18 protein-coding genes and 1 tRNA gene are annotated in these 26,285 nt (G+C 35.9%); 11 read left to right on the forward strand and 8 right to left on the reverse strand.

Annotated features, from left to right (window positions below; genetic code table 11):
- Positions 1–168 precede the first annotated feature (168 nt).
- Entirely contained in the window at positions 169–1,005 is an 837-nt protein-coding gene (gene lgt / locus Q0794_RS13890) for a prolipoprotein diacylglyceryl transferase (RefSeq protein WP_298942899.1), read from the forward strand.
- Entirely contained in the window at positions 1,005–1,856 is an 852-nt protein-coding gene (locus Q0794_RS13895) for a thymidylate synthase (RefSeq protein ID WP_298942900.1), read from the forward strand. The genes lgt and Q0794_RS13895 overlap by 1 nt, the downstream gene beginning before the upstream one ends.
- A gap of 128 nt (positions 1,857–1,984) precedes the next feature.
- Here Q0794_RS13895 and Q0794_RS13900 read toward each other — a convergent pair whose 3' ends face one another.
- The gene (locus tag Q0794_RS13900; protein ID WP_298942901.1) at positions 1,985–2,575 is read right to left on the reverse strand and encodes a LysE family translocator; all 591 of its coding nucleotides are present in this window, start codon (positions 2,573–2,575) and stop codon (positions 1,985–1,987) included.
- Between the two features lie 106 nt (positions 2,576–2,681).
- Between Q0794_RS13900 and Q0794_RS13905 the strand changes: the two genes are divergently transcribed.
- Positions 2,682–3,125, forward strand: coding sequence for an Lrp/AsnC family transcriptional regulator (locus tag Q0794_RS13905; protein ID WP_298942903.1), 444 nt, complete (start codon positions 2,682–2,684; stop codon positions 3,123–3,125).
- Between the two features lie 74 nt (positions 3,126–3,199).
- Here Q0794_RS13905 and Q0794_RS13910 read toward each other — a convergent pair whose 3' ends face one another.
- Positions 3,200–3,436 carry a DUF1059 domain-containing protein gene (locus Q0794_RS13910; RefSeq protein WP_298942905.1) on the reverse strand — a complete coding sequence of 79 codons (237 nt, stop codon included), beginning with the start codon at positions 3,434–3,436 and terminating at the stop codon, positions 3,200–3,202.
- A 655-nt stretch (positions 3,437–4,091) separates the two neighbouring features.
- Here Q0794_RS13910 and Q0794_RS13915 point away from each other — a divergent pair.
- The 3 genes from Q0794_RS13915 to Q0794_RS13925 all read left to right on the forward strand — a co-directional run bounded on the left by Q0794_RS13915 (position 4,092) and on the right by Q0794_RS13925 (position 7,862).
- Positions 4,092–4,805: a FadR/GntR family transcriptional regulator gene (locus Q0794_RS13915; RefSeq protein WP_298942906.1), complete on the forward strand. Its 714-nt coding sequence runs from the start codon at positions 4,092–4,094 to the stop codon at positions 4,803–4,805.
- A gap of 439 nt (positions 4,806–5,244) precedes the next feature.
- A complete protein-coding gene (locus Q0794_RS13920) occupies positions 5,245–7,107 on the forward strand; it encodes a putative nucleotidyltransferase substrate binding domain-containing protein (RefSeq protein ID WP_298942907.1) in 1,863 nt (620 codons plus the stop codon).
- 29 nt (positions 7,108–7,136) lie between these two features.
- Positions 7,137–7,862 carry a 3'-5' exonuclease gene (locus Q0794_RS13925; RefSeq protein WP_298942909.1) on the forward strand — a complete coding sequence of 242 codons (726 nt, stop codon included), beginning with the start codon at positions 7,137–7,139 and terminating at the stop codon, positions 7,860–7,862.
- Between the two features lie 678 nt (positions 7,863–8,540).
- Here the strand turns inward: Q0794_RS13925 and Q0794_RS13930 are convergent.
- Positions 8,541–9,281 carry an oligogalacturonate-specific porin KdgM family protein gene (locus tag Q0794_RS13930; protein ID WP_298942911.1) on the reverse strand — a complete coding sequence of 247 codons (741 nt, stop codon included), beginning with the start codon at positions 9,279–9,281 and terminating at the stop codon, positions 8,541–8,543.
- Between the two features lie 777 nt (positions 9,282–10,058).
- Between Q0794_RS13930 and Q0794_RS13935 the strand changes: the two genes are divergently transcribed.
- Positions 10,059–11,858 (forward strand): transporter, encoded by a 1,800-nt coding sequence (locus Q0794_RS13935; RefSeq protein WP_298942913.1) that lies wholly within the window; start codon positions 10,059–10,061, stop codon positions 11,856–11,858.
- A 1,306-nt stretch (positions 11,859–13,164) separates the two neighbouring features.
- Here the strand turns inward: Q0794_RS13935 and Q0794_RS13940 are convergent.
- From Q0794_RS13940 to Q0794_RS13955, 4 genes are all read right to left on the reverse strand, one after another.
- A complete protein-coding gene (locus Q0794_RS13940; RefSeq protein WP_298942915.1) occupies positions 13,165–15,009 on the reverse strand; it encodes a polysaccharide lyase family 7 protein in 1,845 nt (614 codons plus the stop codon).
- Positions 15,010–15,295: 286 nt separating this feature from the next.
- A complete protein-coding gene (locus Q0794_RS13945; RefSeq protein WP_298942917.1) occupies positions 15,296–16,720 on the reverse strand; it encodes a hypothetical protein in 1,425 nt (474 codons plus the stop codon).
- Positions 16,721–17,583: 863 nt separating this feature from the next.
- The gene (gene gorA / locus Q0794_RS13950; protein WP_298942919.1) at positions 17,584–18,948 is read right to left on the reverse strand and encodes a glutathione-disulfide reductase; all 1,365 of its coding nucleotides are present in this window, start codon (positions 18,946–18,948) and stop codon (positions 17,584–17,586) included.
- A gap of 563 nt (positions 18,949–19,511) precedes the next feature.
- Positions 19,512–20,639, reverse strand: a complete 1,128-nt coding sequence (locus tag Q0794_RS13955) for a phosphoserine transaminase (protein WP_298942921.1) — start codon at positions 20,637–20,639, stop codon at positions 19,512–19,514.
- Positions 20,640–21,065: 426 nt separating this feature from the next.
- Between Q0794_RS13955 and Q0794_RS13960 the strand changes: the two genes are divergently transcribed.
- The 4 genes from Q0794_RS13960 (at position 21,066) to fbaA (ending at position 25,083) form a co-directional block, all read left to right on the forward strand.
- A tRNA-Trp gene (locus tag Q0794_RS13960) sits at positions 21,066–21,141 on the forward strand.
- A 407-nt stretch (positions 21,142–21,548) separates the two neighbouring features.
- Entirely contained in the window at positions 21,549–22,157 is a 609-nt protein-coding gene (locus Q0794_RS13965; RefSeq protein WP_298942923.1) for a MarC family protein, read from the forward strand.
- 554 nt (positions 22,158–22,711) lie between these two features.
- Positions 22,712–23,884: a phosphoglycerate kinase gene (locus tag Q0794_RS13970; protein WP_298942925.1), complete on the forward strand. Its 1,173-nt coding sequence runs from the start codon at positions 22,712–22,714 to the stop codon at positions 23,882–23,884.
- Positions 23,885–24,006: 122 nt separating this feature from the next.
- Positions 24,007–25,083: a class II fructose-bisphosphate aldolase gene (gene fbaA / locus Q0794_RS13975; protein WP_298942927.1), complete on the forward strand. Its 1,077-nt coding sequence runs from the start codon at positions 24,007–24,009 to the stop codon at positions 25,081–25,083.
- Between the two features lie 110 nt (positions 25,084–25,193).
- On the opposite strand, the gene Q0794_RS13980 is transcribed toward fbaA, so the two are convergent.
- The gene (locus Q0794_RS13980; protein ID WP_298942929.1) at positions 25,194–26,087 is read right to left on the reverse strand and encodes a fructose bisphosphate aldolase; all 894 of its coding nucleotides are present in this window, start codon (positions 26,085–26,087) and stop codon (positions 25,194–25,196) included.
- Between the last annotated feature and the right edge of the window lie 198 nt (positions 26,088–26,285).

The raw sequence follows: 26,285 nt of genomic DNA on the forward strand, positions 1-26,285 counted from the left end.
GTAATTGCTATTTTTTACTATTAAAAATAAAAGTCCTTTGAAAGTGTACTATATTGACTCTTTTTTCTGGTATTTTTAGTCTAAAAATTTTAATCCTTAAGCTGTATTTAAATATGTATACAAATTACGTTATGATACCGCCATTAAACTCATCAATTAGAGCAAAATATGTCCTCATCTCCTTATGTATTACCCCAGATTGACCCGATTGCGATTAGCCTCGGTCCGATAGATATTCGTTGGTATGGATTAATGTACCTTATTGGTTTTGCTTGTGCGTTTTGGATGGCAAATCGCGCTTGTGATAAATCTAATGGTGTATGGACACGTGAACAAGCAAGTGACCTTTTATTTGCTGGTTTTATGGGCGTAATTTTAGGCGGACGTATTGGTTACGTATTCTTCTATCAATTCCCTACTTTCATCGATAACCCAATGTACCTATTTAGAATTTGGGAAGGTGGAATGTCATTCCATGGTGGGGTGCTAGGTGTACTGACTGCCATTATTATTTATGCAAAACGCCATCAACGCTCTATCTTATCGGTCGGTGATTTTATTGTGCCATTATTACCGGTTGGCTTAGGGGCTGGACGTATTGGTAATTTTATTAACTCTGAATTATGGGGAAGAGTGACTGACTCTCCATTCGGTGTGATTTTCCACAATGCAGGCCCACTTCCTCGCCATCCTTCACAGTTGTATGAGTTTGCATTAGAAGGTGTGGTGTTATTTATTATCTTAATTCTATTTATCCGTAAACCTAAACCAGCGGGTTCAGTCGCAGGTTTATTCTTACTGGGTTACGGTACATTCCGATTCATTATTGAATTTGCTCGCGAGCCTGATGCTCAACTCGGTTTATTAACATTTAATATGAGTATGGGGCAAATTCTGTCCCTGCCAATGGTCATCATAGGAGCTGCTTTAATGTTTTATGCTTATAAAAACAATCCTGTTGAAGCCGTTGCTAGTAAAGCAAAAAATAATAAAGGTAAGCAATAATGAAACAGTATTTACAGCTATGCCAACGTATTATTGATGAAGGTACTTGGATTGAGAATGAACGCACTGGTAAACGTTGCTTAACGGTTATCAATGCTGATTTAGAATACGATGTTGGTAATAATCAATTCCCGATGATAACCACGCGTAAAAGCTTTTATAAGTCAGCGATTGCTGAGTTTTTAGGTTATATCCGTGGTTACGATAATGCAGCTGACTTCCGTGCTTTAGGCACTAAAACATGGGACGCTAATGCTAACTTAAATGACGTTTGGTTGAACAGTTCGCACCGTAAAGGTGAAGATGATATGGGCCGTGTTTACGGTGTTCAAGGTCGCTCATGGGCAAAACCGGATGGCACAACCTTAGATCAATTAAAGAAGATTGTTGATAACTTGAAAAACGGTATTGATGATCGCGCAGAGATTCTGACCTTTTACAATCCAGGTGAGTTTGAGATGGGATGCTTGCGTCCTTGCATGCATACACATACTTTTTCTCTATTAGGTGACACATTGCACTTAACCAGCTATCAACGTTCATGTGATGTGCCATTAGGATTGAATTTTAATCAAGTTCAAGTATTTGCTTTCTTGGCATTGATGGCGCAGATCACTGGTAAAAAAGCAGGTAAGGCGTACCATAAAATTGTTAATGCACATATTTATGAAGACCAATTAGAGTTAATGCGAGGTGTGCAATTGAAGCGTGAACCTTTTGCTTCACCACAATTAAAAATTAATCCTAAAATCACGTCATTAGAAGACTTAGAAACGTGGGTGACAATGGATGATTTTGAAGTCGTTGGTTATCAATGTCATGATCCCATTAAGTATCCATTTTCAGTGTAAGTTATTAATATTATAGTTTGTTATTAACTGACCTGTTATTGGGATTAGCGCTGATTATTATTAAGATATTATTAATGTAAAAAGGCCATTAGCTTAACTCGCTGGTGGCCTTTTTACATTTAGTACAACTATAAACTGAACCCGACAGACACGATTAACAAGACTGCCATCGAATAATTGAAATACATCAATCGTTGTGGGTTCGATAATATATCCCGACTTTTTTTACCTGCCAATGTCCAAGCACAAGCAGAGGGGACATTGACGACTGCAAACACCGCCATAATCATTAATATCGCCGTAATATAGTCAATGTCCGCGCTATAAACTGTAATCGCAGAGAAAGCCATAGACCAAGCTTTAGGGTTAATCCATTGAAAGCTTGCAGCAGAAAGAAGAGACATCGGTTTAAATTGAGATTGCGTTTGATGGCTCACTTTACTCGTTGCTATTTTATAAGCTAAGTAGACTAAATAAATCAAACATACTATTTGTAATGTATTTTGTAGTACAGGGTACTGTAACAAGAATTGCATCAAGCCAAATCCTATCAACAATAACATCACGCTATAACCGGTAATGATTCCGAGCATATGTGGGATAGTACGATAGAACCCCACATTCGCACCTGACGTCATTAGCATAATATTGTTTGGGCCAGGAGAAAAACTACTTACAATTGCAAAACTAAATAACGCCAATAATTGTGTATATTCCATGTACAGTACTCTTTAATGAATTTATGCTTGTATATTAAAGGGAATATTAGTAAATTTTGTGTCTATATTTGTTTGAAAATCATTAATTTCACAAGAAAAGTTGGCTATGGATAGATTTGACGAAAGAATATTGCAAGAGTTAAAGTTGAATGGGCGTTTATCGAATGTTGAGTTAGCAACGCGAATTGGTTTATCACCCTCTGCAACCTTAAGGCGCGTGCAAGAGCTAGAACACAATAAAACCATTGTCGGTTATAGAGCAATATTAAATTCAGTGAAACAGGGTATTGAGTTTATTGCGTATGTTGAAATCGGTTTGTCAGACCATAGTAATGCCACACAAAAGCACTTTGAGTTATCTATTGAAGGAGCGAAAGAAGTGGTCGAATGTCATAATATTACTGGTGCTAAAGAATATTTGTTAAGAGTAGAGACCACTAGCTTATCCGCCTATAAGCAGTTTCATTCAGAAGTGTTAGGTTCTATTAAACAAGTACAGTCTATATCCACATCGGTGGTGATGGATAGTCCAAAGGACTTAAGAGCCTGATGTCTATTTATTCAGAAAAATTGAGGATTAAAAAATAGCTTATTTGCTCAGTAAGCTAACTCTCTCTACTTTAACTAATCTTCTACTAATGCATTAAACTCTTGCTCTTTAGCATCGTACCAAGCTTGGATTGCTGCTGGATCTTTCATTAACGCTTGGATTTTTTGCATTGCTTCAAGGTGTCCTTCATCTTGTTGCATAAACATTTCCATAGCATGTAACTTACTTTGCTCTACTAATTCTTCAAATGTTTTTGCTTGGAAAGATTGTTCACAAGCCCCACCTAATTGTTTACATGACATTGTTTTCATTATGATCCCTTATACGATGATGGTCGCTAACCTTTAGGTAGTGGTTTATATTTATATAAAACCAATATTCATGACTGACTGACTGATTTATTCTGCTGGTGGAAACGATTCACTTTTTTAGTATAAACTTCATAAATAAACTCAGTTCTGAATAAGCAAAGTGATACAACACGACTATTTCCGCGTTAAATTACCTCTCAATAACCCGTTATTGAGAGGTAATTTGCCTTGAACTACGTAAAACTAACTGCACTGACTAGTAAAAAATATAACCTTATGATTTTAAATGTAATTCCGTTTTCATTAACTTGCATTGAGGTTATATAGAACAACCATTGATATTAATGTATATCTGAGGTCTATTTATTTTTGCATGAAATTTAGATCGTATGATTAACACAACCAGTATAGCTCAATGTAAGTGTTTTCTATGTGAACAAATATTATACTATAACCGATAGGGCTACAAAAACTATCATTGGCGAAGCCTCTTTTTTATGCCTAATATGATTGGGTATTAGTTCACATATAATACAAAAGAACACTATTATTTTCCTATGTAAATCACAGAAGATAAAGAGGCATGGTTGATCGTATATCAAACCCACTTTATTTGTATTACTATTAATTCAATATAATAAAGATAAGGGTCCTTATGCAGAATGCATTTGTAGAAATAGCTGGAGTAAAACGTAGCTTACATGTGCAAGTAGCACGTGAAATCGCTCGTAAAATACTGTCAGGAGAAGTTGCTCAAAATGAGATTATTCCTGGTGAAATGACACTATGTGAGCAATTTAAAGTTAGCAGAACCTCATTAAGAGAGGCGATTAAATTACTGACGTCAAAAGGGTTGTTAGAGTCAAAGCCAAAGGTTGGAACACGTGTTACTGATCGAGAAAATTGGAATTTTTTGGACTCTCAATTATTAGATTGGTTAATTGATATTGGTGATAACAATGCTGTTTATCGAGACTTTCTCTCTTTACGTAACGCATTAGAGCCAGAAGCCGCTGCACTTGCTGCAGAAAATGCCACTGCGCAACAACGTATTTTATTATCTGCTACTTTTCAACGAATGGATGATATCTCTAAAGATTTTGAACTGGAAAGCTGGACTGAAGCTGACATGGAGTTTCACCGTTTGATTTTTTTATCTACCGGTAATAGCTTCTATCTACCTTTTGCGAATGTCTTGTGCACGATGTTTAAAAGCTTTATTACACATTCATCGGTTAGAGGTAGTACTTGCATCAATGAGCATCGCGCTATTTACTCAGCGATTATGGCGGGTGATTCCGATAAAGCACGACAAGCAAATATTGATTTGTTAAGTAAAAGTAAGCGCCGTTTACCTGGTAGTAATTAATAATAATGAATGTCTGTTCACTCCTCGCGGTTTAGAGGGAGTTGGCAGTTAAGAAATAGCCGTATTAATAATTATAAAACGTGTTTAAACCACTAGGCCTTAATCTTATATTTGTACTCAAACTAACAGTCAATTTCTAATGTTTTTATCTTTTTATATATGAAAGTACTGCTAGTGTTTATTGTATTACAAATTTTCTAAACCTATTATATTGTTGTGCTTAAACTTAACTTAAATAATATTCATGTGACCCTTTTAGAGCAGAGTAAGCCAGCTTTGAATAGGGCAATGTAATATCAGATCTTAGAAAACTAAGCGCTTGTTATTGAAGCTGTTAGATTCTGTTTATCGCTCTCTAGACTAAGGCAATATGCTAACCATTCTCTAATAATAGAGAATGGCTTTTGCATTAAATGGCTATATTTTTAAAGGATTATTTATGCCTCAAACATTAATTCCCAATATTCACGACTTCCTATCTAAAATTGATCCTTTTGATAAGTTGCCTCAAGAACTACAACGAAAAATTGCCTGCTGTATTAAAATTTCTTATTTAGCGAAAGGCGAACAGGTTCACTTTGGTGGAGAGCATGAATTACGTTATTTATATGTGATTCGCACCGGATCGATGGAACAACGCAAACATAACGGTATGTTACGTGCGAAATTAGGGGCAGAAGACTTATTCGGTTTTACTTTCCTTGACGAGCATAAAGAATCCCAAGAAGACTACAGCGCCATCGCCATAGAAAATACTTTATTATATTTAGTGCCCCACTCTGACTTATTAAACTTGTTAGATGAATACCCAGACTTTGCTGAGCATTTTGCAAGTAATGTGCAGGTGCGTTTACATTCTGCTTTAGATGTTGTGTGGTCAGACAGTGAAAAAGGGGTGTTTGTAAAAAAAGTCTCTGAAGTATCAAGTGATAAAATTGTTGTTGTTGATTCTAGTACACCGATTAGAAAAGTGGCTGAAGAGATAATGGCGGTTTGTTCTCCGACTGCTGTGATTACAGAGAATGGTAAGATCATTGGTTTAGTGACTGACCGAGATATGACTAAACGTGTGATCGTAGCTGGGTTGGATTATAACCGACCAGTTAAAGAGATCATGACGCCTAATCCATTAACTGTTGGGCCTAATGACTTAGTGTTAAAAGCATCATCTATTATGATGCAAAATAACGTACGTAGTTTACCCGTTGTTGAAGGTAATAATGTTTTAGGTGTTTTAACAACAACACATTTAGTGCGTAACAATAGAATCCAAGCGGTTTTCTTAATTGAAAAAATTAAATACGCAAACACCGTTGCCGATCTCACAAAATTAACCCCTGAACGCCAGGCAATATTTGAAGCATTAGTAGAAGGTAAGGTCAGTGGTGACATTATTGGCCATGTAATGACCATGATAATGGATGCATATAACCGCAGATTATTACAAATGGCTGAAGGACACTTTGGCAAACCGCCTTGTGAATTTGCTTGGATTGTAGCGGGATCGCATGCTCGAAATGAAGTGCATATGTTATCGGATCAAGATAATGCCATTATTTTAGCGGATACCGCCACTGCTGCAGATCGTATTTACTTTCAAGGTTTGGCAATGTGGGTGTGTAACTCATTAGATGCTTGTGCTTATCCATTATGTAGCGGTAAATTCATGGCCGTTAATCCTAAATGGTGTATGCCTTTAAAAGTGTGGAAAGCCTCTTACAGTAAATGGGTGGCAAATCCAGAATATGAAAGCTTACTAAATGTAACGGTGTTTTTAGAAACACGCTGGTTATACGGTAATGAAAGCTTTAACAAAGAACTTCAAGCTCATCTATTTTCAAGTATCAAAGATTCACATGTGTTTTTATCTTCTATGGTGCGAGATTCTGTATCGGTTAACCCTCCATTGGGTATTTTTAACTCGCTTGTATTGGAAAAAAGTGGTGAGAACTCTAAAACACTAAATATTAAAAAGTTTGCTATCAATTTATTAGTCGATTTAGCTCGTATTTACGGCTTATCTTCGGGTTCTGAAAAAGCAGAAACAATGGCTCGTTTCACTCATGCTTATGAAAACAACTTATTAAGTGAAGAGATGTTGAAAAACGTACAAGGGTCATTCCAGTTCCTAACACAAGTACGCTTATCTCATCAATTAAGTGCATTAAAAGAAGGAAAAGTACCTGATAATAATATTATTCCAGATACTTTTGGTAGCTTTGAAAGAAAGCATTTAAAAGACGCATTTAGAATTATTGCTGATCTACAAGAATATACAAAATTGAAGTTTGATCGTCAGTAATCAATTACTTTGAGTGAAAGAGAGAATTTATGCGTGCCATTTTAAATCATTTCCACCCATTAAATAAATTAAAGCGCGAACGTGAGCGATATTTAGCTAACCATGAAGTGCCTGATAATATTAAAGCACTATTATCAGCTCCTTTGCCCAGTTTAGATGATGATATTTTTGCTTTGGATTATCTCTCAGTAGATTTTGAAACCTCCGGTTTTGATCCTAAAAGTGATTCATTGTTAAGTGTGGGATATTTACCTTTAATAAAACAGCAGTTGTTACTCAGTGAGGCGGTAGAAACATTGATTCAATCGGCTGAAAATATCAAAGCTGAAACCGCTGTTATTAATCACATTGTCCCAGAGATGCTTGAACAAGGTAAACCGTGGGTGGAAGTGATGGATACTTTGTTAGCGGAATCTGTCGGCAAGGTACTTATTGTACATGGCAGCGTCGTTGAAAAGCGTTTTTTAAATCATTATATTGCTATCAATTATAAATTACCTCCGCTACCTTTATTGTGGGCTGATACACTTCAGATGGAAAAGTCATTGCACATGTATAAAGATGATTCTGCAACGGATGATTTCCGTTTAGGATCTATCCGTGCTCGCCATAATCTCCCTGAATACTCTGCTCATGGTGCTTTAGTGGATTCGTTAGCAACAGGTGAGCTTTTTCTGGCACTACTCAAAATACATTTTGAAGGAACAGATTCAAGCGTACGACACATGAAGTTTGATTATACAAGAGCGCTATAAACCTTATCACTTGTCTTAAAGTCGCCTCCAATAGTTAAAATACTGATTATTGAGAGGTTTTTTGACTTCCGCGTATATAGACCTCTATTTAAACTTAAAGTTTTAAAATAACTTCATAAAGTCACTTTATAAAGTAATACAAATAGATATGTAAGCATCAAAAACCCTTGCATAACATTGATAAAATCTATTTCTTCTAATCATTTATATTAGATTATTGTTCATAAATTTATTTTTGTATTTTATGTTTACTTGACTTTTGTGTCGGTATTTATATTGTTGAAATAGAGATTAGCATTAGTTGGTATTCGATAGGAGTCACTGCTTAAATTGACTATTAATATAAGCTTCTTAAGTGGCTAACATTGTTTGAGGCAGTAAAATTAAATAACCTCAATTCTGGTTAACGGAAGCGAAAGGTTATTTTAAATCATACAGTTATAAAAAATTATTATACAATACTGCTAGTTGTGCGTAGTTCAAGGCAAATTGTTGAAGCAATAACTGGTTATTGGGAAATAATTTAACGAAGAAATTCGCTCAAATAGTGGTGTTGTATCGCTTTTCTTATCCGGAACTGAGGTTAAATACATTGTAGTGTGGATTTATAGATACAAAAAAAGCCACTTAGTTTCGTAAGCGGCTTTTATGATTAGACTCAATTAATCATTTTAAGGTTTAGAATTTGTATTTAATACCTGCACGGTAACGAGCTTGTCTTTTACTTGAACTTGAACTTTCATCTACAGTCCAGAGCTCTGCAAATGGACGCCAGTCACCAAATTGGTAACCCACAACTAGACCTGCGTCATATTCCCAATCTTTACCGTCAAATTGTCTTACTTTATCCCATGATTTAACATAGTTTACTTCGTAACTTAGTTTAAGGTTAGGTAGGTCGTCAATTTTGTAAGAGCCTGTTAATGTTACTTTAGATTTAGTAGGGCGGTTTACTTTCTTACCAGTTTCAACATTTGTATCGCCATCAGTTGGATCTGAGTAATTTGCAAATTCATGACGGTAACGTAATGCAGTTTGTAAACCAAAATCTGATTTATAAACAATACGAATTTGAGGTTTAAAGGTTCTTTTACGGTCTGTTAACGCAATTGGCATACCTGGTTTTATTTGCCATTTACCCATTTTGTAGGTTAAACCCAAGTCTAACTCTGTTTCTGTAAGGTAAGTATTTTCAAGCGTTTTTGTTTTATCGAAGCTTTTAAACTTCATTTCAAGACCAATGTTGGATTTCAAATTGTCAACATTTTCAAATTTAAAGCCCGTGCCTAATTTGATACGGCTAGCTTCTTCATAGTTGTCTGCTTTCCACTCATGGCGGAAATCAATTTGTGCAGCAAAAGCGGCACTTGACAATACTGTTGTTGCAACAGCAAAAATTAATTTGTTTTGTAATTTCATTTTTATCGTCCAATTTGATGTTAGTTTTACATTTTAGTTCTATCACTGCATCTTTTAGAGTGTTGTGTTTATTGTTAAACAATCAATCTTCTCTGTTGCTAGTATTAAAACCGAAAGACTTTTTATGCCACACCTGATTTATATTGGCATTTCATAATACAAATAGGATACATAATTTTTGCTGGTTTGTTCTGTGAGTTCCCTCTAACTTTTTTGTGCCAAATTTTATGGAATTAATTTAATAAAATGTTTTTTGTTAAATATCAGTTGCTTACGATTATTTTATTGCTTTTGATCACATGTTTTTTAGTCCGTATAGAGAGCTGGGTAACATATTTGTTTTTTTTGTGACTTTATTTTTAAACACTTTGTTGTTTTTCTATTTGCTCTGTGGCACAGCGATAATTGACATACAAGTTACAAACTTAAAAGTTAAGAATTAACTGTTAAAATTAATTTCTTGATTTCTTACTTCATTCATAGCCATTTAAAAAAAGTAAGTGTTGTTGAGTATATTAAATCGTCTTATCTATTGTTTTTATTAGTTATAGTGATTTTTTATCTTTACGCTTATCAACCTGTTTTATGTGCTTCTTTATACTTTTTAAGCCTTACTGATGGCATCGCTATTACTTGTTAAATCTGATCTAGATTAAGTTCTTTGCCATCACTGCTCATTAAATATGATTTCAATCACATACTTTTATTATTGTAATACAATTAATCTCTTCTCTGGGATAAGGTCATGTCAATCTTAATAACACAAAGGGTCTTGATATGGATTTTAATATATTAGTGGTAGGGGTTTATTTTCTATTCCTTATTGCCATCGGTTGGATGTTCAGAACATTCACCACAAATACAAGTGATTACTTTCGTGGGGGCGGTAACATGCTCTGGTGGATGGTAGGTTCAACTGCCTTCATGACCCAATTTAGTGCTTGGACCTTTACTGGTGCTGCCGGTAAAGCTTACAACGACGGTTTTACTGTTGCGATTATCTTTATTGCTAACGCATTCGGTTACTTGATGAACTTCTTGTACTTCGCTCCTAAATTCCGCCAACTACGTGTTGTAACGGTAATTCAGGCGGTACGCCAACGCTTTGGTAGTAAAAACGAACAAGTATTTACTTGGACGGGTATGCCAAACAGTGTTATCAACGCAGGTATCTGGTTGAATGGTCTTGCTATCATTGCTTCTGGTATCTTTGGTGTTGATATTGAAACAACTATCTGGGCAACAGGTATTGTTGTATTAGTTATGTCGGTAACTGGCGGGTCATGGGCGGTAATCGCATCTGACTTTATGCAGATGGTTATCATCATGTCTGTAACGATTACTTGTGCGATTGTAGCGCTTAACCAAGGTGGTGGTATTTCAAACATCATTGAAGGTTTTGAGCAAACAAGAGAAGTTACTTTCCTTGTTGGTACACAAATTAACTACTTCAGTATCTTTGCTTTATGGTCTTTCTTCATCTTTGTTAAGCAGTTCAGTATTACTAATAACATGCTTAACTCATACCGTTACCTTGCGGCTAAAGATTCAAAAAATGCACGTAAAGCTGCGTTACTAGCTTGTATCTTAATGACGATTGGTCCAATCATTTGGTTCCTACCAAGTTGGTTCTTAGCATCTACTGGTGTTGATTTAACAGCTATGTACCCTGAAGCTGGTAAAAAAGCAGCCGATTACGCTTACCTTTACTTCGTAGATGAATACATGCCTGTAGGTATGGTTGGTTTACTTATCTCTGCAATGTTTGCGGCGACTATGTCTTCAATGGATTCAGGTCTAAACCGTAACTCAGGTATCTTTGTTAAAAACTTCTACCAAGTTGTTTTACGTCCAAAGGCAACTGAAAAAGAGTTAGTAACTTGTTCTAAAATTACGTCAACGGTATTTGGTATTATCATTATTTTAGTGGCGTTATTTATTAACTCATTAAAAGGTCTGAGCTTATTCGATACAATGATGTACGTAGGTGCGTTAATCAGCTTCCCTATGACTGTTCCAGCGTTCTGTGGATTCTTTATCCGTAAAACACCTGATTGGGCAGCTTGGGCAACATTGATTGTTGGTGCTGTTGTATCTTACTACGTAGGTTTAGTTATCTCTGCAGCTGATATCCAAAACTGGTTCAACTTAGATACAGCGTTAACGGGTCGTGAGTGGAAAGATCTTAAAGTTGGTCTGGGTCTACTAGGTCACATCGTTATTACCGGCGGTTTCTTCTGTAGTACTATGTTGTTCTACAAAAAACTATCACCTGAACGTGAAAAAGATGTTGATACTTTCTTCAATAACTTAGCGACTCCTCTACACAACGAGTCTAACGCTCAACAACGTCTTGATAACAAACAACGTAAAATGCTTGGTCTATTAATTAGCTTCGCTGGTGTTGGTATTATGACAATGTTCTTCTTACCAAACGCATTCATGCAAAGCTTAATCTTTGTATTATGTGGCGGTATTGTACTAGCTATCGGTTTACTGTTAGTTAATGCGGTTGATAGCAACGTAAGTAATGATGACGATGATGAAGATAAAGATAGATTACCTGAAGTAAATTAATTTACTTTGGCAGTCTCTTTACTCTGATTAACATCAGTTAACAAAAACGGTTAGTTTATCTAACCGTTTTTTTTTGCTTTTTATTTATGATTAAACAGAGAGCAATAACCATATAAATGACTATTCTATTTTTCGATGTGTCGATTAGATACTTAATTTGATCGCCATTAATTAAAAGAGTCGTTAGTAAATTTAGTGGTGAGTAGTAGGAAGATTAGTAGTAGATAGGTGAGTAGCAAAGAGGTGAGTAGTAAAGAGGTAAATAATATAAGACGATGGGGCTAAGCTTTTTGTTTATAGTGCCCAGATTGCTCTCTGGAGTTAGTTATATAAACAACTAACAAAGTAGACAGGTTAATCGTTATGGTCATCTAGACTCTCTCATTGACGTTATATTGGCCATTTTTTGTCTAGTCTATTGTCTGTAGTGGCACAGTCCTCTAATACCCTTCAATCGGTGTAAAAACATAAACTTCCTAGTCTGGTTTATTTCAATGATGTTAAGTTTCACTGCAGGCTCTTTGAAATTAATGATTATTCTCATTAAACGATGATCCGTAATAGAGCCAATTATCTCATCATTAACCTTATATATTATTCATCGCTTTTAAAATCAAATGGCTTGTTCATGACTATTTAAAGTATTTGTCGTACTTTAAAATCATATCCCCGTTACCAATCGAGATACTTTATTCAGCCGTTAACCCGGACAGTAAGGGAAGGTGCAACATGATGGTAATAGTGAATCCTTATTGAATGTTGTAACGCTGAATTGCTTTTCGAGTTAACGATTTACTCGGCAAGTTGTGAGGTAAGCATCTTCGTTGTTAGAAAGTATTGATTGAACTCGTTAGATCTTCAACCAACATGATGTGTAGTTGATTGAATATAGAAAGCCGTGAAAACTAAGGAGATTTTAATGTTATGGAAACTTATTGGTTAAGTTTAGTCGTTCACCTCAGTTCTGGATAAGCCAAGCGATACAACATTTCTATTTCCGGGTGTTTCTACGTTAAATTACCTCTCAATAACCTTTATTACTTCAATGATTTACCTTTAATTTCGTAAAACTAACAATACTGACTAGTAAAAAATATAATCCCATGATTTTAAATATAATTCTGATTTCACTTACTACTGAACTCAAGGCAGAATTGAGATTAGTTAATATTGGAAGTGCTTTTTTGTAAGGGGTGATGATATAAAAAAGCCTATTATTAATTGCTTAATAATAGGCTAAATAAGTTGATTTAACGATATGACTGAAAAGGATAATGTCTATACACTATTTTCAGGGCATTATTTGTTAATGTGTTTTACTTAAAGCATAGAAAGTGACTTGTACATAATCAGAGGTCTCACCTGAATTGTTTTGGTTGTAAGCACCCGCTTTAAAGTACATGTAATCTTCGAGTGTTTCTCCATCTTTGACATAGTATCCATCATAACCACTGTTTTCCATATCGACGGTTTGAGTGATCGTATCTTTCCCATCACGTATAATGCTAACGTTAAGAGTTGTGCCAACCACATCAATTTCATAGCTGAATTTTTCGTCCAGTGCGATGCCATCTTCAGGATCACTTGCACTATTACTTCTTGAACCAATCATGGTGTACCACTGTTCACTGTTACCATTACTTGGTTCGTGAGCAATATAAATTGAACCTTTAGTATGTCCATCTAATAAACGGTAATATAGGCGAACTGGCTCATCACTTGCTGCATGGATTTGACCAATAATGACACGACCCTGATGAGAGCTATCACCTGTACTTGTTACATGATTAACGGCTAGCGTCGCCACCATATTGCCATCTACGCCACCTGCATCGTTTTGTTGATCTTCTGGTGCATTGCTAAATACCCAGTTGTTTTCATTAACACCTTGAGTACTGATACTGGTATCTTCCCCTCGCAACATTTCACGGAGTTCTGTGCGAGTATATGACGTGCCTGATGATGTGCGAGCTCCACCGATATAATCTCTAAAGACCATGCCACCGTCAGTTGTATCGGTCCAAAAGTAATTGTCTAGTTCATAGCCATTATTTAATTGCTCTACTGTGATTGTCGTTGCTTTTGCATAACCATCACCTTCGCCATTATCAATTGGTACACTTAAGTTCCAGGTAGAAAGATCGAAGTTATCAGACGGTGGAAGATCTGGGTCTAGTGCATTCATTTCTAGTGACGTTGTTTCATCACTATAATCACTTTCACTATAAGTCACTGTCTTGAACTGGACGACACTATTACCATCCGTATATTGGTTATAAACACCCGCTTTAAAATAGCTGTATAAACTTGCCCAGTAATCGATACTAATATTAACTTTATTGTCATCATCGACATTAATAATTAATGTTTCATTACCGACTATAATTTCAAAATTAGTTGGGTTATTTGCATCGTAATTAGTCAAATAATAGAAGTCGTATGAGTCTGGGCAATTATCATTGTAGTTAGGGTTACTTTCATTCTTACACTCATAAGCATTTGTTTTAATGATTGCCCAATAAGCATTGCTATATGAAGCACCAGTGGCATCGTCTGTTCGGCTTTCCCCATCCCAGACAACACGTAATAAAGGATGTGATAAAACAGTGTCATCAGTGACACCGTTCTCACCTTTATTATGTACTTGTAATAATGTTATCTCTTCACCATCGCTACTATTTTTAACTGATTCAGAAGGAAAAATAGGTAATATATCCGCAGTTAACGTATATTTTGTCTCTGCCGAGTCAGTTAAAAAGTTTTCTTTGAAGCGAAGTTCAGTACGATTACTATCACCTTCCATTTCAAAGGTTAGCCAACCAGAATCCGCATCAATATAAAAATATTCGCTGTCGTAATTTTCATATTCTCCTGCATCTACAACATCAGACTTTGAACAACTATTGTTGATGTCATTATCAGTACAATCAGATAGATCAGTTTGTTGTAAATTTGCATTATCAAGTGCATTTACATATTGAGAATAATCATAAGGTACACCCGTATACTCAATGCTAGATTCTGAATCTGTTGAGTCAGAGTTAGTTGAGCTTGTTTCTGTTGAAGTCGAGTCAGAAGAGCTACTACCTCCACCGCCACAAGCGCTGAGCAATAATGTTAATAAAAGAGTGCTTGTTAATTTATATTTCACAGTAAAAATTCCATTTAATAAAGGTTAATGAGCGCATTGTCAGATTAGCGTTGTATCTTTATTTTAAGTCTGTAATGACAGTAAGGTTCAATTATAATACAAATAAAAAATGGGCAAATTATAATGTTTAAAAAGTGATAAGTTGGTAGTCAATCTTAATGTAAAGATGATTAATGCCAGAGATATGTTTTTTGTATTAGTAGAAGAAAATATGGGGTATTTTAATGGGGTATAAAAAAGGCCAACTAGATAGTTGGCCTCAATGATTATTTAATAGTTCAAATAATTAAAATAAATCTGAATCTAAGTTATCAAAGTATGCACTATTAACGAAACTGCTTGAGTCACCAGTATAGACAGTAAATTGCGTTGGCGTATCTGAGCTTAAGCCGAGCAATGTTTGGTCAATATCTGTTGCTACTTCAGTACCATCTAGTGATACAGTTACTAAGTCTGCATCTGTCCATGCAATCGTGACTGTATGCCAGTTATCTTTCGAGAAATCAGTCTCTAGTGTTACATCACCATCGGTAGAGTTTTCATATCCCAGAGAGCTGCTTAATCTAACTTCAAAGTATCTATCTGAGTTATTTTTGCCAGTACCGACATTAATGTAGGTTGTTTTAGTATTATCTGAAGGAGTATATACATCTACAGATACTGAACCTGCTGTTGATGTACCTGCAAATGATCTATAAGCATAAGGCTTACTATCATCATTATCTGCTAAGTATAAAGATTGTGTACCACCATTTGCTTGGTCTTCGCTTACTTCTGCAACACTACCTGCATCAATATTTGCAGTAGACCAATCTGAGCTGGCATCACTAATTGCATCACCTACAGTATAAGATTCAAAGTCATCTGTAACTGAATCAGTTTCTTCTTCAGTTTCATCGGAGTCTGTTGCGCTATCAAAATCCATTAGTTCTGATGTTGCTTCTGAAGAGCTACTGTTATACGGAGGAACAAGAGTTGTACCTTCAGTATCATCATCAAAACTATCTGTGAATACTTCAACACCTTCATCTTCAATAGTAATATCATCAACATTAAATTCATATGAAGACTGCCCTGAAGTATCACCAAGTTTAAACGAAATGACGGTTACTGCTGTTTCATCTCTACTAGCATAAGGGCCAAAGAAAGTTGTTCCACCATCTACAGAAAATGAGTATGTAGCCTCATCCCAGGTCGCTACAAATTCTATTGCTTCACCTTCGGTGTAAGTTGCACCATCAACTTCTATTTGACTTCCTGTTTCATCACGTTGTTTAATAATGCCATCACTTGCAAATATTATATCACCATGTAGGTTTGATGATGAAGTACCATCAGAATATAACGATACGTAAGCTGTATTTTTACTGCCATCAGATGCAATTGTTGAGTCTGTATCTTCTTGTAATTGAATAGTTGCACTAACTTGTCCAGTTACAATCTCACTAACAGAAGCTTGGTCGCTAAGTTTGATTCTTAGTTCACCGCCGTCGTCTGTAAGCGTGTCTAATATTTGAGCGCCTAGATTTATACTAGTTGTATCGTCAGTACTGCTATCACCTGTATCTGTTTCTTCACTACCGCTATCTGTATCAGTAGATGTCGTTTCTTTAAATTCTAAATCATCACAACCAAAAATTAATGCTGCACTCAGCGTAACTGCCGCTATTTTAGTTAACTGCATTTTTTTTCCCTTTTTAATTTTGCTCATGTATTGCTCCTTAATGAATTATTTTTGTGTTTGCCAGATGATTGTTAAGGAATAGCTAAAAAGGGTCAAACTCGATGGCACTATAAAATGATCTTGCTCTCATTAGTTTTTTTATATGTATCATAAAGTAGATCTAGACATCACTTTTCAGAGTATTTTGAAATTTATTTGTATGTTTATTTGATGGATTTTGACATGTAAAATCTATTTTATCTTTTTAAACTATATTGTTTTTTATTTTAAAAAAGTAAATTACGAAGCCAATATTTATATTAATCATATATATATCAATTACTTGTGGGTGTTTTTGTTTTTTATTTTCAAGAGTACTTTAACTTTAGTATATAAATACTAATATTTCAGTCATGTAATGCTATTTATAGTTTTGTATGAACAATGAGTTTGGGACTGTTTATTAAAGTTATAAATTTTTAATACAGATCAGTGACTTATAATATGTTCTTATTGTCACTTTCACTGTTGACAATAAACGTAGGCTTGCTGGTTTTATAGGTGCGACTTAGTCATTATTAATTGAGTCTTTAAAGAAAAGCTCAGCTTGGAAATTATTATGCGAATCTAGGATCTGATTGAATTAAGTCAGTGCGTATTATCCAAGTTATTAACGATGAATAGATTAATGAATCATTCTTTTGAGTAAATGATGGTGCCGTGAAGTAAGAAAATATGAATATAGCGATAAGGAAAAGTATCGCTTCTAAGGGACATAGAAGTTAAAAACGTAAGCTGAAAGATGATAGTTAAAAAGCAATAGTTAAAAGTAACGCATCAGAGCAACATAAAGCCCATCAGCGTTACTTTTGAATACGGTAACTATATAAAGTTTACCGTCATAAGTGCGCTTATCGCATAGTAACGAACTCTTCAGAACCCGTTGGATGTATTGCTACAACACTATCGAAGTCTGCTTTCGTTGCGCCCATTTTCATTGCGATACTAAAGCCTTGGATCATTTCATCAACGGCGAAACCAATTCCATGCAAACCAACAACAACTTCATTTTCACCAGCACAAACCAATTTCATTTTACAAGGTTGACGATGCTGAGTGATGGCTGTGTACATTGCTGTGAAACCTGATTGATATACTTTTACGCTTTTTTCACCGTACTGCTCAATGGCTTGTTGTTCCGTTAAGCCGATAGTACCAATAGGTGGGTGGCTGAATACAACGGTAGGGATTAAATCATAATCCATTTTTGCATCCGGTTTGTTATTAAATAAACGTTCAGAAAGTTGACGTCCTGCTTTAACCGCAACAGGTGTCAATTCAACACCGCCTTCCATAATGTCGCCTACACAATAAATACCCGGAATATTAGTTTCTTGGTACTCATCGACTTTTATGTAGCCTCTATCGTTCGTTTCAACACCCGTCACTGCTAGGTTAATTGAATCGGTTGCTGGGTGACGCCCAATAGCCCAAATCAGTGTATCAACATTTTGGCTATTACCATTTTCAAGGTGTAGCGTAATACTGCCGTCATCTTCTTTAACGACTTCTTTAGGTGTTGAATTCGTATGTAATGTTGGGCCTTCTGCTGCCATTACTTCAACTAATGTATCGATGATTAATGGATCAAAACTACGTAAAGGTGATTCTTTACGCACGAATAGATGTGTTTCTGTTCCTAGTGCGCTTAATACGCCTGCGATTTCAACTGCGATATAACCCGCACCAACAATCGCAACACGTTTAGGTTGTTCAACAATGTCGAAGAAACCATTAGAATCAATACCAAGTTCTGCGCCCGGTACGTTAGGGATAGTAGGGCGGCCACCTGTTGCAATAGTAATATGTTGAGCTGTGATCTGTTTACCATTCACTTCTATTGTATTTTTATCAACAAAAGTGGCAAAACCTTTAATAACTTCAATGTTATTATTACCTAAAACACGATCATAAGATTCATGGATGCGTCCGATATAAGCTTGGCGATTTTCAACCATTTTTGCCCAGTTGAATCCTTTAACATCTAAATCAAAACCATAATCTTCAGCATAAAGGTTAATTGCTTCAGCAACTTGTGCACCATGCCACATCACTTTTTTAGGAACACAACCAACATTGACACAAGTGCCACCTAGATCTTTAGCTTCAATTATTGCTACTTTTGCACCGTACATTGACGCTCGGTTAGCTGATGCAATACCGCCACTGCCGCCACCGATACAAATGTAATCAAAATCGAATTGTTTGTTGCTCATGGTGCACCTCATTTTTCTAGTGTTGTATGTTAGGTCGTAAGACTGATTTAATTATTTTTATGAAGAGTAAGTTACAGCATTGCAGTAAAAAACTATAGGACTTGTAATTAATTTTGTGTTTTATGGAGACAAATTTTTTGTATGTTAAATGTGTATTTTCAGTATTCGTGGTTAAATTGTGTTTGGCTTAAAAGCTAATAATGAAAAAACTATTTTATGGTTTTTAGCTTTTGACCTTAACTTCTTCACCCTTCGTGGTTAAACGGTTTTGATTTAAAAACCAAACGACCACGAAGCGCTTCGCTTCACGAAGGACACGAAGAAAACCTAATAATGAAAAAGCTATTTTATGGTTTCTAGTTTTTTGATCTTAACTTCTTTACCTTTGTTGTCTTCGTGGTCAATGCTTTTGACTTAAAAGCCAAACGACCACGAAGCGCTTCACTTCACGAAGGACACGAAGAAAAGCTAATAATGAAAAAGCTATTTTATGGTTTTTAGGTTTTGACCTTCACTTCTTTATTCTTCGTGTCTTCGTGGTTAAATTGCTTTTGAGTTAAAAACTAAGCGTCAGTAACCGTTTGATAAGCCCATGTTAACCATGGCATTAGCGCTTCTAAATCACTTTGTTCAACAGTACTACCACACCATATACGTAAACCACTTGGTGCATCTTTGTAAGCGCCAATATCAAATGCAGTTTCATTATCTCCAAGTAACTTAATAAATGCTTTTAACTGTTGTTCGCTTAAGTCTGCAGATAAACAAACGCTTGTGTTAGATCGGGTACTTGGTGTTTCTGCTAAGAAATTAATCCAATCATTATTAGCAACGTAATTAGTTAATACCGCTAGGTTTGCTTGTGATTTCGCAATACACGCATCAACTCCGCCTAAAGACCGAACCCAATCTAATGCATCTTGATAATCTGCAACACAAAGCATAGAAGGGGTGTTGATCGTCGCACCAGTAAAGATACCGTCAATTAATTTTCCGCCAGCAGTTAAACGAAATATTTTTGGTAGAGGCCAACTCGGAGTGTAACTCTCTAAACGTTCAACAGCGCGAGGGCTTAAAATAATTACACCGTGCCCACCTTCACCGCCTAATACTTTCTGCCAGCTAAACGTAGTGACATCTAATTTTTCCCATGGCATGTCCATCGCAAATACCGCAGATGTTGCATCACAAATGGTTAAACCTTCTCGGTTATCACTAATAAAGTCTGCATTCTCTACTTTTACGCCAGAGGTCGTACCGTTCCAGGTAAAGATACAATCATTCTCTGGTTTTACTTGTGTTAAATCTGGTAGCAGACCGTAATCTGCTTTAATTTCATTTACGTTGGGTAGTTTTAATTGTTTAGTGATATCTGCATACCAACCTTGACCAAACGATTCCCAATAACAAATATCAATAGCGCGTGGACCTAACATTGACCACATGATCATTTCCATTGCACCGGTATCTGAAGCGGGAACAATACCAACACGATAACCTTCTGGTAAGCCTAATAATTCAGCGGTATCTGTGATCACCTGTTGCAGTGCATTTTTACCGATATTAGAGCGATGTGAGCGGCCTAACGTACTTAAATCTAATTTGTTAATATCGTAACCAGGACGTTTAGCGCAAGGGCCAGATGAGAAATTAGGTGTCGTTGGTTTAATCGTAGGTTGTGGGCTGCTCATTCGTTCAGATCCTTTTAAAGAAACAATTGCATGATATTGATTAATAACTAAGTGTATTACTAAGCTGATAGAGGGGGAAGTTAAAAAATAATTTTATTTAACGATATTGTACTGCATATTAGGTTCAGATTATGAGGGAATAACAAACGGTGCTTATTGTTATTTATTATTATTTATTATTATTTATTGTTATTTATGATTATTTATGATTATTTATGATTATTTATGATTATTTTGAATCGTTTCTTGATTATCTCTTTTTTGTTAATGTTTAAGATAACCCTTCCACAATCTAAGCTCGGTCCATTAAGGTCATTATTGATATCAGGTGATTATCAAATTTGTTTGTTTTACAAGCAGTCATTTAAGTTTGGAAAAAAAGCGCTTTACTTTAAAATTGGCTTAGGTATTATCCGTTCGGTCTGCAGGGGTGTAGTTCCAACGGCAGAACGACGGATTCCAAATCCGTATGTTGGGAGTTCGAATCTCTCCACCCCTGCCACATTCAGATGAAGCCCTAGTGAGAAATCTCTAGGGCTTTTTCGTTTCTAGCTTATCTATTTCTAAACTATTCACTCATAAACGACCAATACGTCAACATCTAATCGACTCGTAATATTTCTATTTGTTTCAGCCTGTTTACTATCATATTGCCAGTGCCCCTCCAGTGGTTTTCTCTATCTCTTTATTGAACTCGTCACCTTGTATTTGCATTCTTGTGGCTATGCGTGTTTAAACTGATTGGTATAAATAATGGTTTTATTTAGCGGGTTAAAATAACTAATTTATACTTGTAATAAAGCCGTTCCATAATGCAATATTAAGGCGGTATAGTAGATTATTAATAATGAAGAATTGTTCAAAATAGATGTAACGATGGAAATTAACCCTTACTAAGATGGAACCGATATGATTGATTACGTTGCTACTTTTATTTTTTTGTTTGCGGTTATAGACCCTATCGGCACTATCCCTGTTTTTATTGCAGTGACAAGTCGTTTTAATAAAAAAGAGAAAAGGAAGGTCGCGATAAAAGCCTCATTATACGCGGCGATTATCTTGCTTTTTTTCTTGGCCGCAGGGGAATATATTTTAACGTCAATTGAGATACCTTTATCGGCATTTCAAATAGCGGGGGGCATTATTTTATTCCTATTTGCGCTTTCAATGATTTTTGGAGAAAGTAAACCAGATACTGAGCTTAAGATCGCACCTAAAGAAACTGAAACAGCGATCTTTCCATTAGCGACACCTTCAATCGCAAGCCCTGGTGCGATGTTAGCCGTTGTTTTGTTAACGGAAAATGCGAGTTACTCCTTTTGGGAACAAACACAAACTGCTTTAGTGATGATCTTAGTGTTAATTATTACACTTATATTAATGTTACTAGCGAGTCATATTCACCGTGTTATTGGTAATGCGGGAGCAAGTTTGATTAGTCGTGTCATGGGGATGATATTAGCTTCTGTGGCAGTGGCGAATGTATTGGCAGGTATTAAAGAATATTTTTTCATGTGATGTTTAAATAAATTCACTGTAAATATTTGGTTTAGTTATTAATAAGTGTCATTAATAGCTAAACATTGATCGCTAAACATTAATAACTGAAGCAGAGGGCAGGTAAGTCATTACTCTTTAAAAGCTTGTTCTTGCTTCTATTCCACTTCATAACTATACCAATTCCACTTGATAGTGATTGTTGATTCCACTTAATAATTTATTAATTTTCTTTTTAAATAAACAATTACTATGTTGGTCTTTTCATAAAAAAGAACCATTATTTATATAATATGTTGCTTTGCCTTTACTCACTTTTAAATTTGATTCGTTATCTTTCATAAAAAGCGCGTTATTAAATGATTCAAATCAAACCATTGCAGCGTACTAAAAAGGTAAATTACACACCATTGTTATTTGTGATCGATGTAACAAACAGTTTGGTTTATAATGCGCTCGGTATTAAAGAACAGTTCGACAATGTTGCACTTCAGACTGTGTGATAGCTGAGCCTGCTAATTGGCAGGTAAGAAATAAGAATTCTATAGTTTTCAAATAAAATGAGAGGACACATCATGTCAGTAAAAAAAATGGTTGATCTAGATTTAGCCGGTAAACGTGTATTTATCCGTCAAGATCTTAATGTTCCAATTAAGGACGGCAAAGTTACATCTGATGCGCGTATTCGTGCTTCTATCCCAACAATCAAGTTAGCACTAGAAAAAGGTGCGAAACTAATGATTACTTCTCACCTAGGTCGTCCTACTGAAGGTGCTTCAGCTGAAGAAAATGCAGCATTCTCTCTACAACCTGTTGTTGATTACTTAAATGAAGCTTTAGATGTACCTGTACGTCTAGCGACAGATTACTTAAACGGCTTAGAATTAAATGCTGGTGAAGTCGTTGTACTTGAAAATGTTCGCTTTAATAAAGGCGAGAAGAAAAACGATGAAACATTATCTAAGCAACTTGCTGCGTTATGTGATGTTTACGTAATGGATGCATTTGGTACGGCTCACCGTGCTCAATCTTCTACTAACGGTGCTGGTCTATTTGCTCCTATCGCTTGTGCTGGCCCTTTATTGGCTGCAGAACTTGAAGCACTAGGTAAAGCAATGGATAACCCTGCTCGCCCATTAGTTGCGATTGTTGGTGGTTCTAAAGTATCAACTAAACTAACTGTTTTAGAATCTTTATCTAAAATTGCTGACCAATTGGTTGTTGGTGGTGGTATTGCGAATACATTTATCGCAGCACAAGGTCATAATGTTGGTAAATCATTATACGAAGCGGATTTAGTAGAAACAGCTAAAAAATTAATGGTTGATTGTGCAATCCCTGTTGCCACTGACGTTGCCTGCGCAAAAGCATTTGACGAAAACGCTGAAGCAGAAATCAAAAATGTTGCTGACGTGCAAGATGACGATATGATTTTTGACTTAGGTCCTGACTCAACAGCTGTATTAGCAGGTATCTTAAAAGATGCAAAAACAATTCTTTGGAATGGCCCAGTAGGTGTTTTTGAGTTTAAAAACTTTGAAGCAGGTACGGCAGGCATCGCTAAAGCAATCGCTGAATCAGATGCCTTCTCTGTTGCTGGTGGTGGTGATACATTGGCTGCAATTGATAAATTTAACATCACAGCTGACGTATCTTACATTTCAACGGGTGGCGGTGCTTTCCTTGAGTTTGTTGAAGGTAAAGAGTTACCAGCGGTGGCAATGTTAGAATTACGTGCCAACGATTAATCAAATGTTTATAGCGAGGTTTTTATCTCGCTTTTTTATACGAATTCTTTGTGACATAATTAACTAAGAATTAGAAAAAATTAGACTCAATTTAATTTTTAACAATAGATAGGATATATCTCATGACTAAGATTTTAGACGTTGTACAACCTGGTGTTATCACTGGTGATGATCTTCAAAAAGTATTTGCAGTTGCAAAAGAACATAAATTTGCACTTCCAGCGGTAAACGTTGTTGGTTCTGATTCAATCAATGCTGTACTTGAAGCTGCTGCTAAAGTTAAAGCACCGGTTGTAATCCAGTTCTCTAACGGTGGCGCTGTATTTAACGCTGGTAAAGGCCTTAAACTTGACGGTCAAGAAGCTGCTGTTCTTGGTGCTGTTTCTGGTGCTAAGCACGTACACGCAATGGCTGCTGCTTACGGTGTTCCAGTTATTCTACATACTGACCACGCTGCTAAAAAATTACTACCATGGATTGACGGATTACTAGACGCTTCTGAAGCACACTTTGCAGAAACTGGTAAGCCATTATTCTCTTCTCACATGATCGATCTTTCTGAAGAGCCTCTAGAAGAAAACATCGAAATCTGTGGTCGCTACCTAGCGCGTATGGCTAAAATGGGCATGACGTTAGAAATCGAACTAGGTTGTACTGGTGGTGAAGAAGACGGCGTTGATAACTCTGATATGGATGAGTCTTTACTTTACACTCAACCATCTGAAGTTGATTATGCATACGTTGAATTATCAAAAATCAGCCCTCGTTTCACTATCGCTGCTTCTTTTGGTAACGTACACGGTGTATACAAGCCAGGTAACGTTAAATTAACGCCTACTATTTTACGTGATTCTCAAAAATTCGTTTCTGAAAAACACGGTCTTGTTGATAACTCATTAAACTTCGTATTCCACGGTGGTTCTGGTTCTTCTGAAGCAGAAATCCAAGAGTCTATCGGTTACGGTGTTATCAAAATGAACATCGATACAGATACACAGTGGGCATGTTGGGATGGCGTTCGTGTTTACGAAGCTGCTAACCGTGACTTCCTACAAGGTCAAATCGGTAACCCAACGGGGCCTGATGCGCCTAACAAAAAATACTACGATCCACGTGTATGGTTACGCGCAGGTCAAGCATCAATGGTTACTCGTTTAGAGAAAGCATTCTCTGATCTTAACGCAGTAGACGTACTATAATTTAACCTTTTATCAGGTTTCATTATAAGTAAATAGAGCCAGCTTAATTGCTGGCTTTTTTTTACCATTTTTTCGACTTCATTTTCTTATTCTAGATTCACATAAGAAGCTTAAGTTTTTGAAGCAATATAAATGGGTTCAATTGTCGCAGATAATTCTGCGTTAAAATCGTCGTCTGCTTGCCCTGAAAATAAATTGTTAGTGAGTACTCTTGAGAAACTAGCAATCACGCCATTATTATCAGTTAATCGACGATTTGCTTCTTCAATTGGATAACCACCAGACAAAGCAACGACTTTAACCACATTAGGATGAGCAATACACTCTTGATAGAAGTTTGCTGACTCAGGTAAAGATATCTTGAGCATCACCAATTCATCGCTATTCAAAAGCTCTAATTGTTTTAAAATTTCTGTTTTTAATAGCGCTTCAGCGGCTGCTTTTTCTGGACTGTTGATATCAATTTCTGGTTCAATAATAGGGACTAAACCTGCTGCACAAATTTGTTTAGCGACTTCAAATTGTTGCTCAACTAATTTCTGTATACCCACTGGATCAGCTAATTTGATAACTGAACGCATTTTGGTACCAAATACATCTTTCGCTTTTGCTTTTTTTAATAACGCCTCTAAGCCAGGAATGGCCTTCATAAGTTGTACACCGTTAACTTGTTCTTCTAAGCCTTTATCAACCTTAAGGAAGGGCACTATATTTTTTTCTTCCCATAAATAAAGTGAAGAGGCTTTGCCTTCAATCTCACGATCTAATGTATTTTCAAATAAAATAGAACCAATCACTTTATCTCCATTAAATGAAGGGCTAGTAATAATGCGAGAGCGCATTGCATGGACTAAATCAAACATCTCTTCATCAGTACTATAGGCATCTTCGTTTACACCGTAAGTTTTAAGTGCGGTAGGGGTGCTACCGCCACTTTGATCCAATGCTGCAATAAATCCGATTTCTGTTTTAAATCTATTAAGTTGTTTTTCAAATGTTCGCATGGCTAAATCTCAGAAGGCTAATTGACGAATATTCAATATATATATTCTCAATCTTAATTGCAAATGATTATCATTAAGCTTAGTGGCAAGTCTCTTATTAAACTCAATATATATTAATTAATATTCATAGGTTGGATCTTAAGAAAAAAATACATTGAAAACATGCTCTGAATTTGATCTGATAGTAATCGCCAAACC

The sequence above is a fragment of the uncultured Psychromonas sp. genome (assembly GCF_947489755.1).
Lineage (GTDB): Bacteria > Pseudomonadota > Gammaproteobacteria > Enterobacterales > Psychromonadaceae > Psychromonas.

Coding starts and splice junctions, on each gene's coding strand:
- Q0794_RS13970 (WP_298942925.1), top strand. CDS start 22,712: ATGTCAGTAAAAAAAATGGTTGATCTAGATTTAGCCGGTAAACGTGTA.
- lgt (WP_298942899.1), top strand. CDS start 169: ATGTCCTCATCTCCTTATGTATTACCCCAGATTGACCCGATTGCGATT.
- Q0794_RS13945 (WP_298942917.1), bottom strand. CDS start 16,720: ATGAGCAAAATTAAAAAGGGAAAAAAAATGCAGTTAACTAAAATAGCG.
- Q0794_RS13900 (WP_298942901.1), bottom strand. CDS start 2,575: ATGGAATATACACAATTATTGGCGTTATTTAGTTTTGCAATTGTAAGT.
- gorA (WP_298942919.1), bottom strand. CDS start 18,948: ATGAGCAACAAACAATTCGATTTTGATTACATTTGTATCGGTGGCGGC.
- Q0794_RS13920 (WP_298942907.1), top strand. CDS start 5,245: ATGCCTCAAACATTAATTCCCAATATTCACGACTTCCTATCTAAAATT.
- Q0794_RS13955 (WP_298942921.1), bottom strand. CDS start 20,639: ATGAGCAGCCCACAACCTACGATTAAACCAACGACACCTAATTTCTCA.
- fbaA (WP_298942927.1), top strand. CDS start 24,007: ATGACTAAGATTTTAGACGTTGTACAACCTGGTGTTATCACTGGTGAT.
- Q0794_RS13965 (WP_298942923.1), top strand. CDS start 21,549: ATGATTGATTACGTTGCTACTTTTATTTTTTTGTTTGCGGTTATAGAC.
- Q0794_RS13905 (WP_298942903.1), top strand. CDS start 2,682: ATGGATAGATTTGACGAAAGAATATTGCAAGAGTTAAAGTTGAATGGG.
- Q0794_RS13895 (WP_298942900.1), top strand. CDS start 1,005: ATGAAACAGTATTTACAGCTATGCCAACGTATTATTGATGAAGGTACT.
- Q0794_RS13935 (WP_298942913.1), top strand. CDS start 10,059: ATGGATTTTAATATATTAGTGGTAGGGGTTTATTTTCTATTCCTTATT.
- Q0794_RS13980 (WP_298942929.1), bottom strand. CDS start 26,087: ATGCGAACATTTGAAAAACAACTTAATAGATTTAAAACAGAAATCGGA.
- Q0794_RS13925 (WP_298942909.1), top strand. CDS start 7,137: ATGCGTGCCATTTTAAATCATTTCCACCCATTAAATAAATTAAAGCGC.
- Q0794_RS13915 (WP_298942906.1), top strand. CDS start 4,092: ATGCAGAATGCATTTGTAGAAATAGCTGGAGTAAAACGTAGCTTACAT.
- Q0794_RS13930 (WP_298942911.1), bottom strand. CDS start 9,281: ATGAAATTACAAAACAAATTAATTTTTGCTGTTGCAACAACAGTATTG.
- Q0794_RS13910 (WP_298942905.1), bottom strand. CDS start 3,436: ATGAAAACAATGTCATGTAAACAATTAGGTGGGGCTTGTGAACAATCT.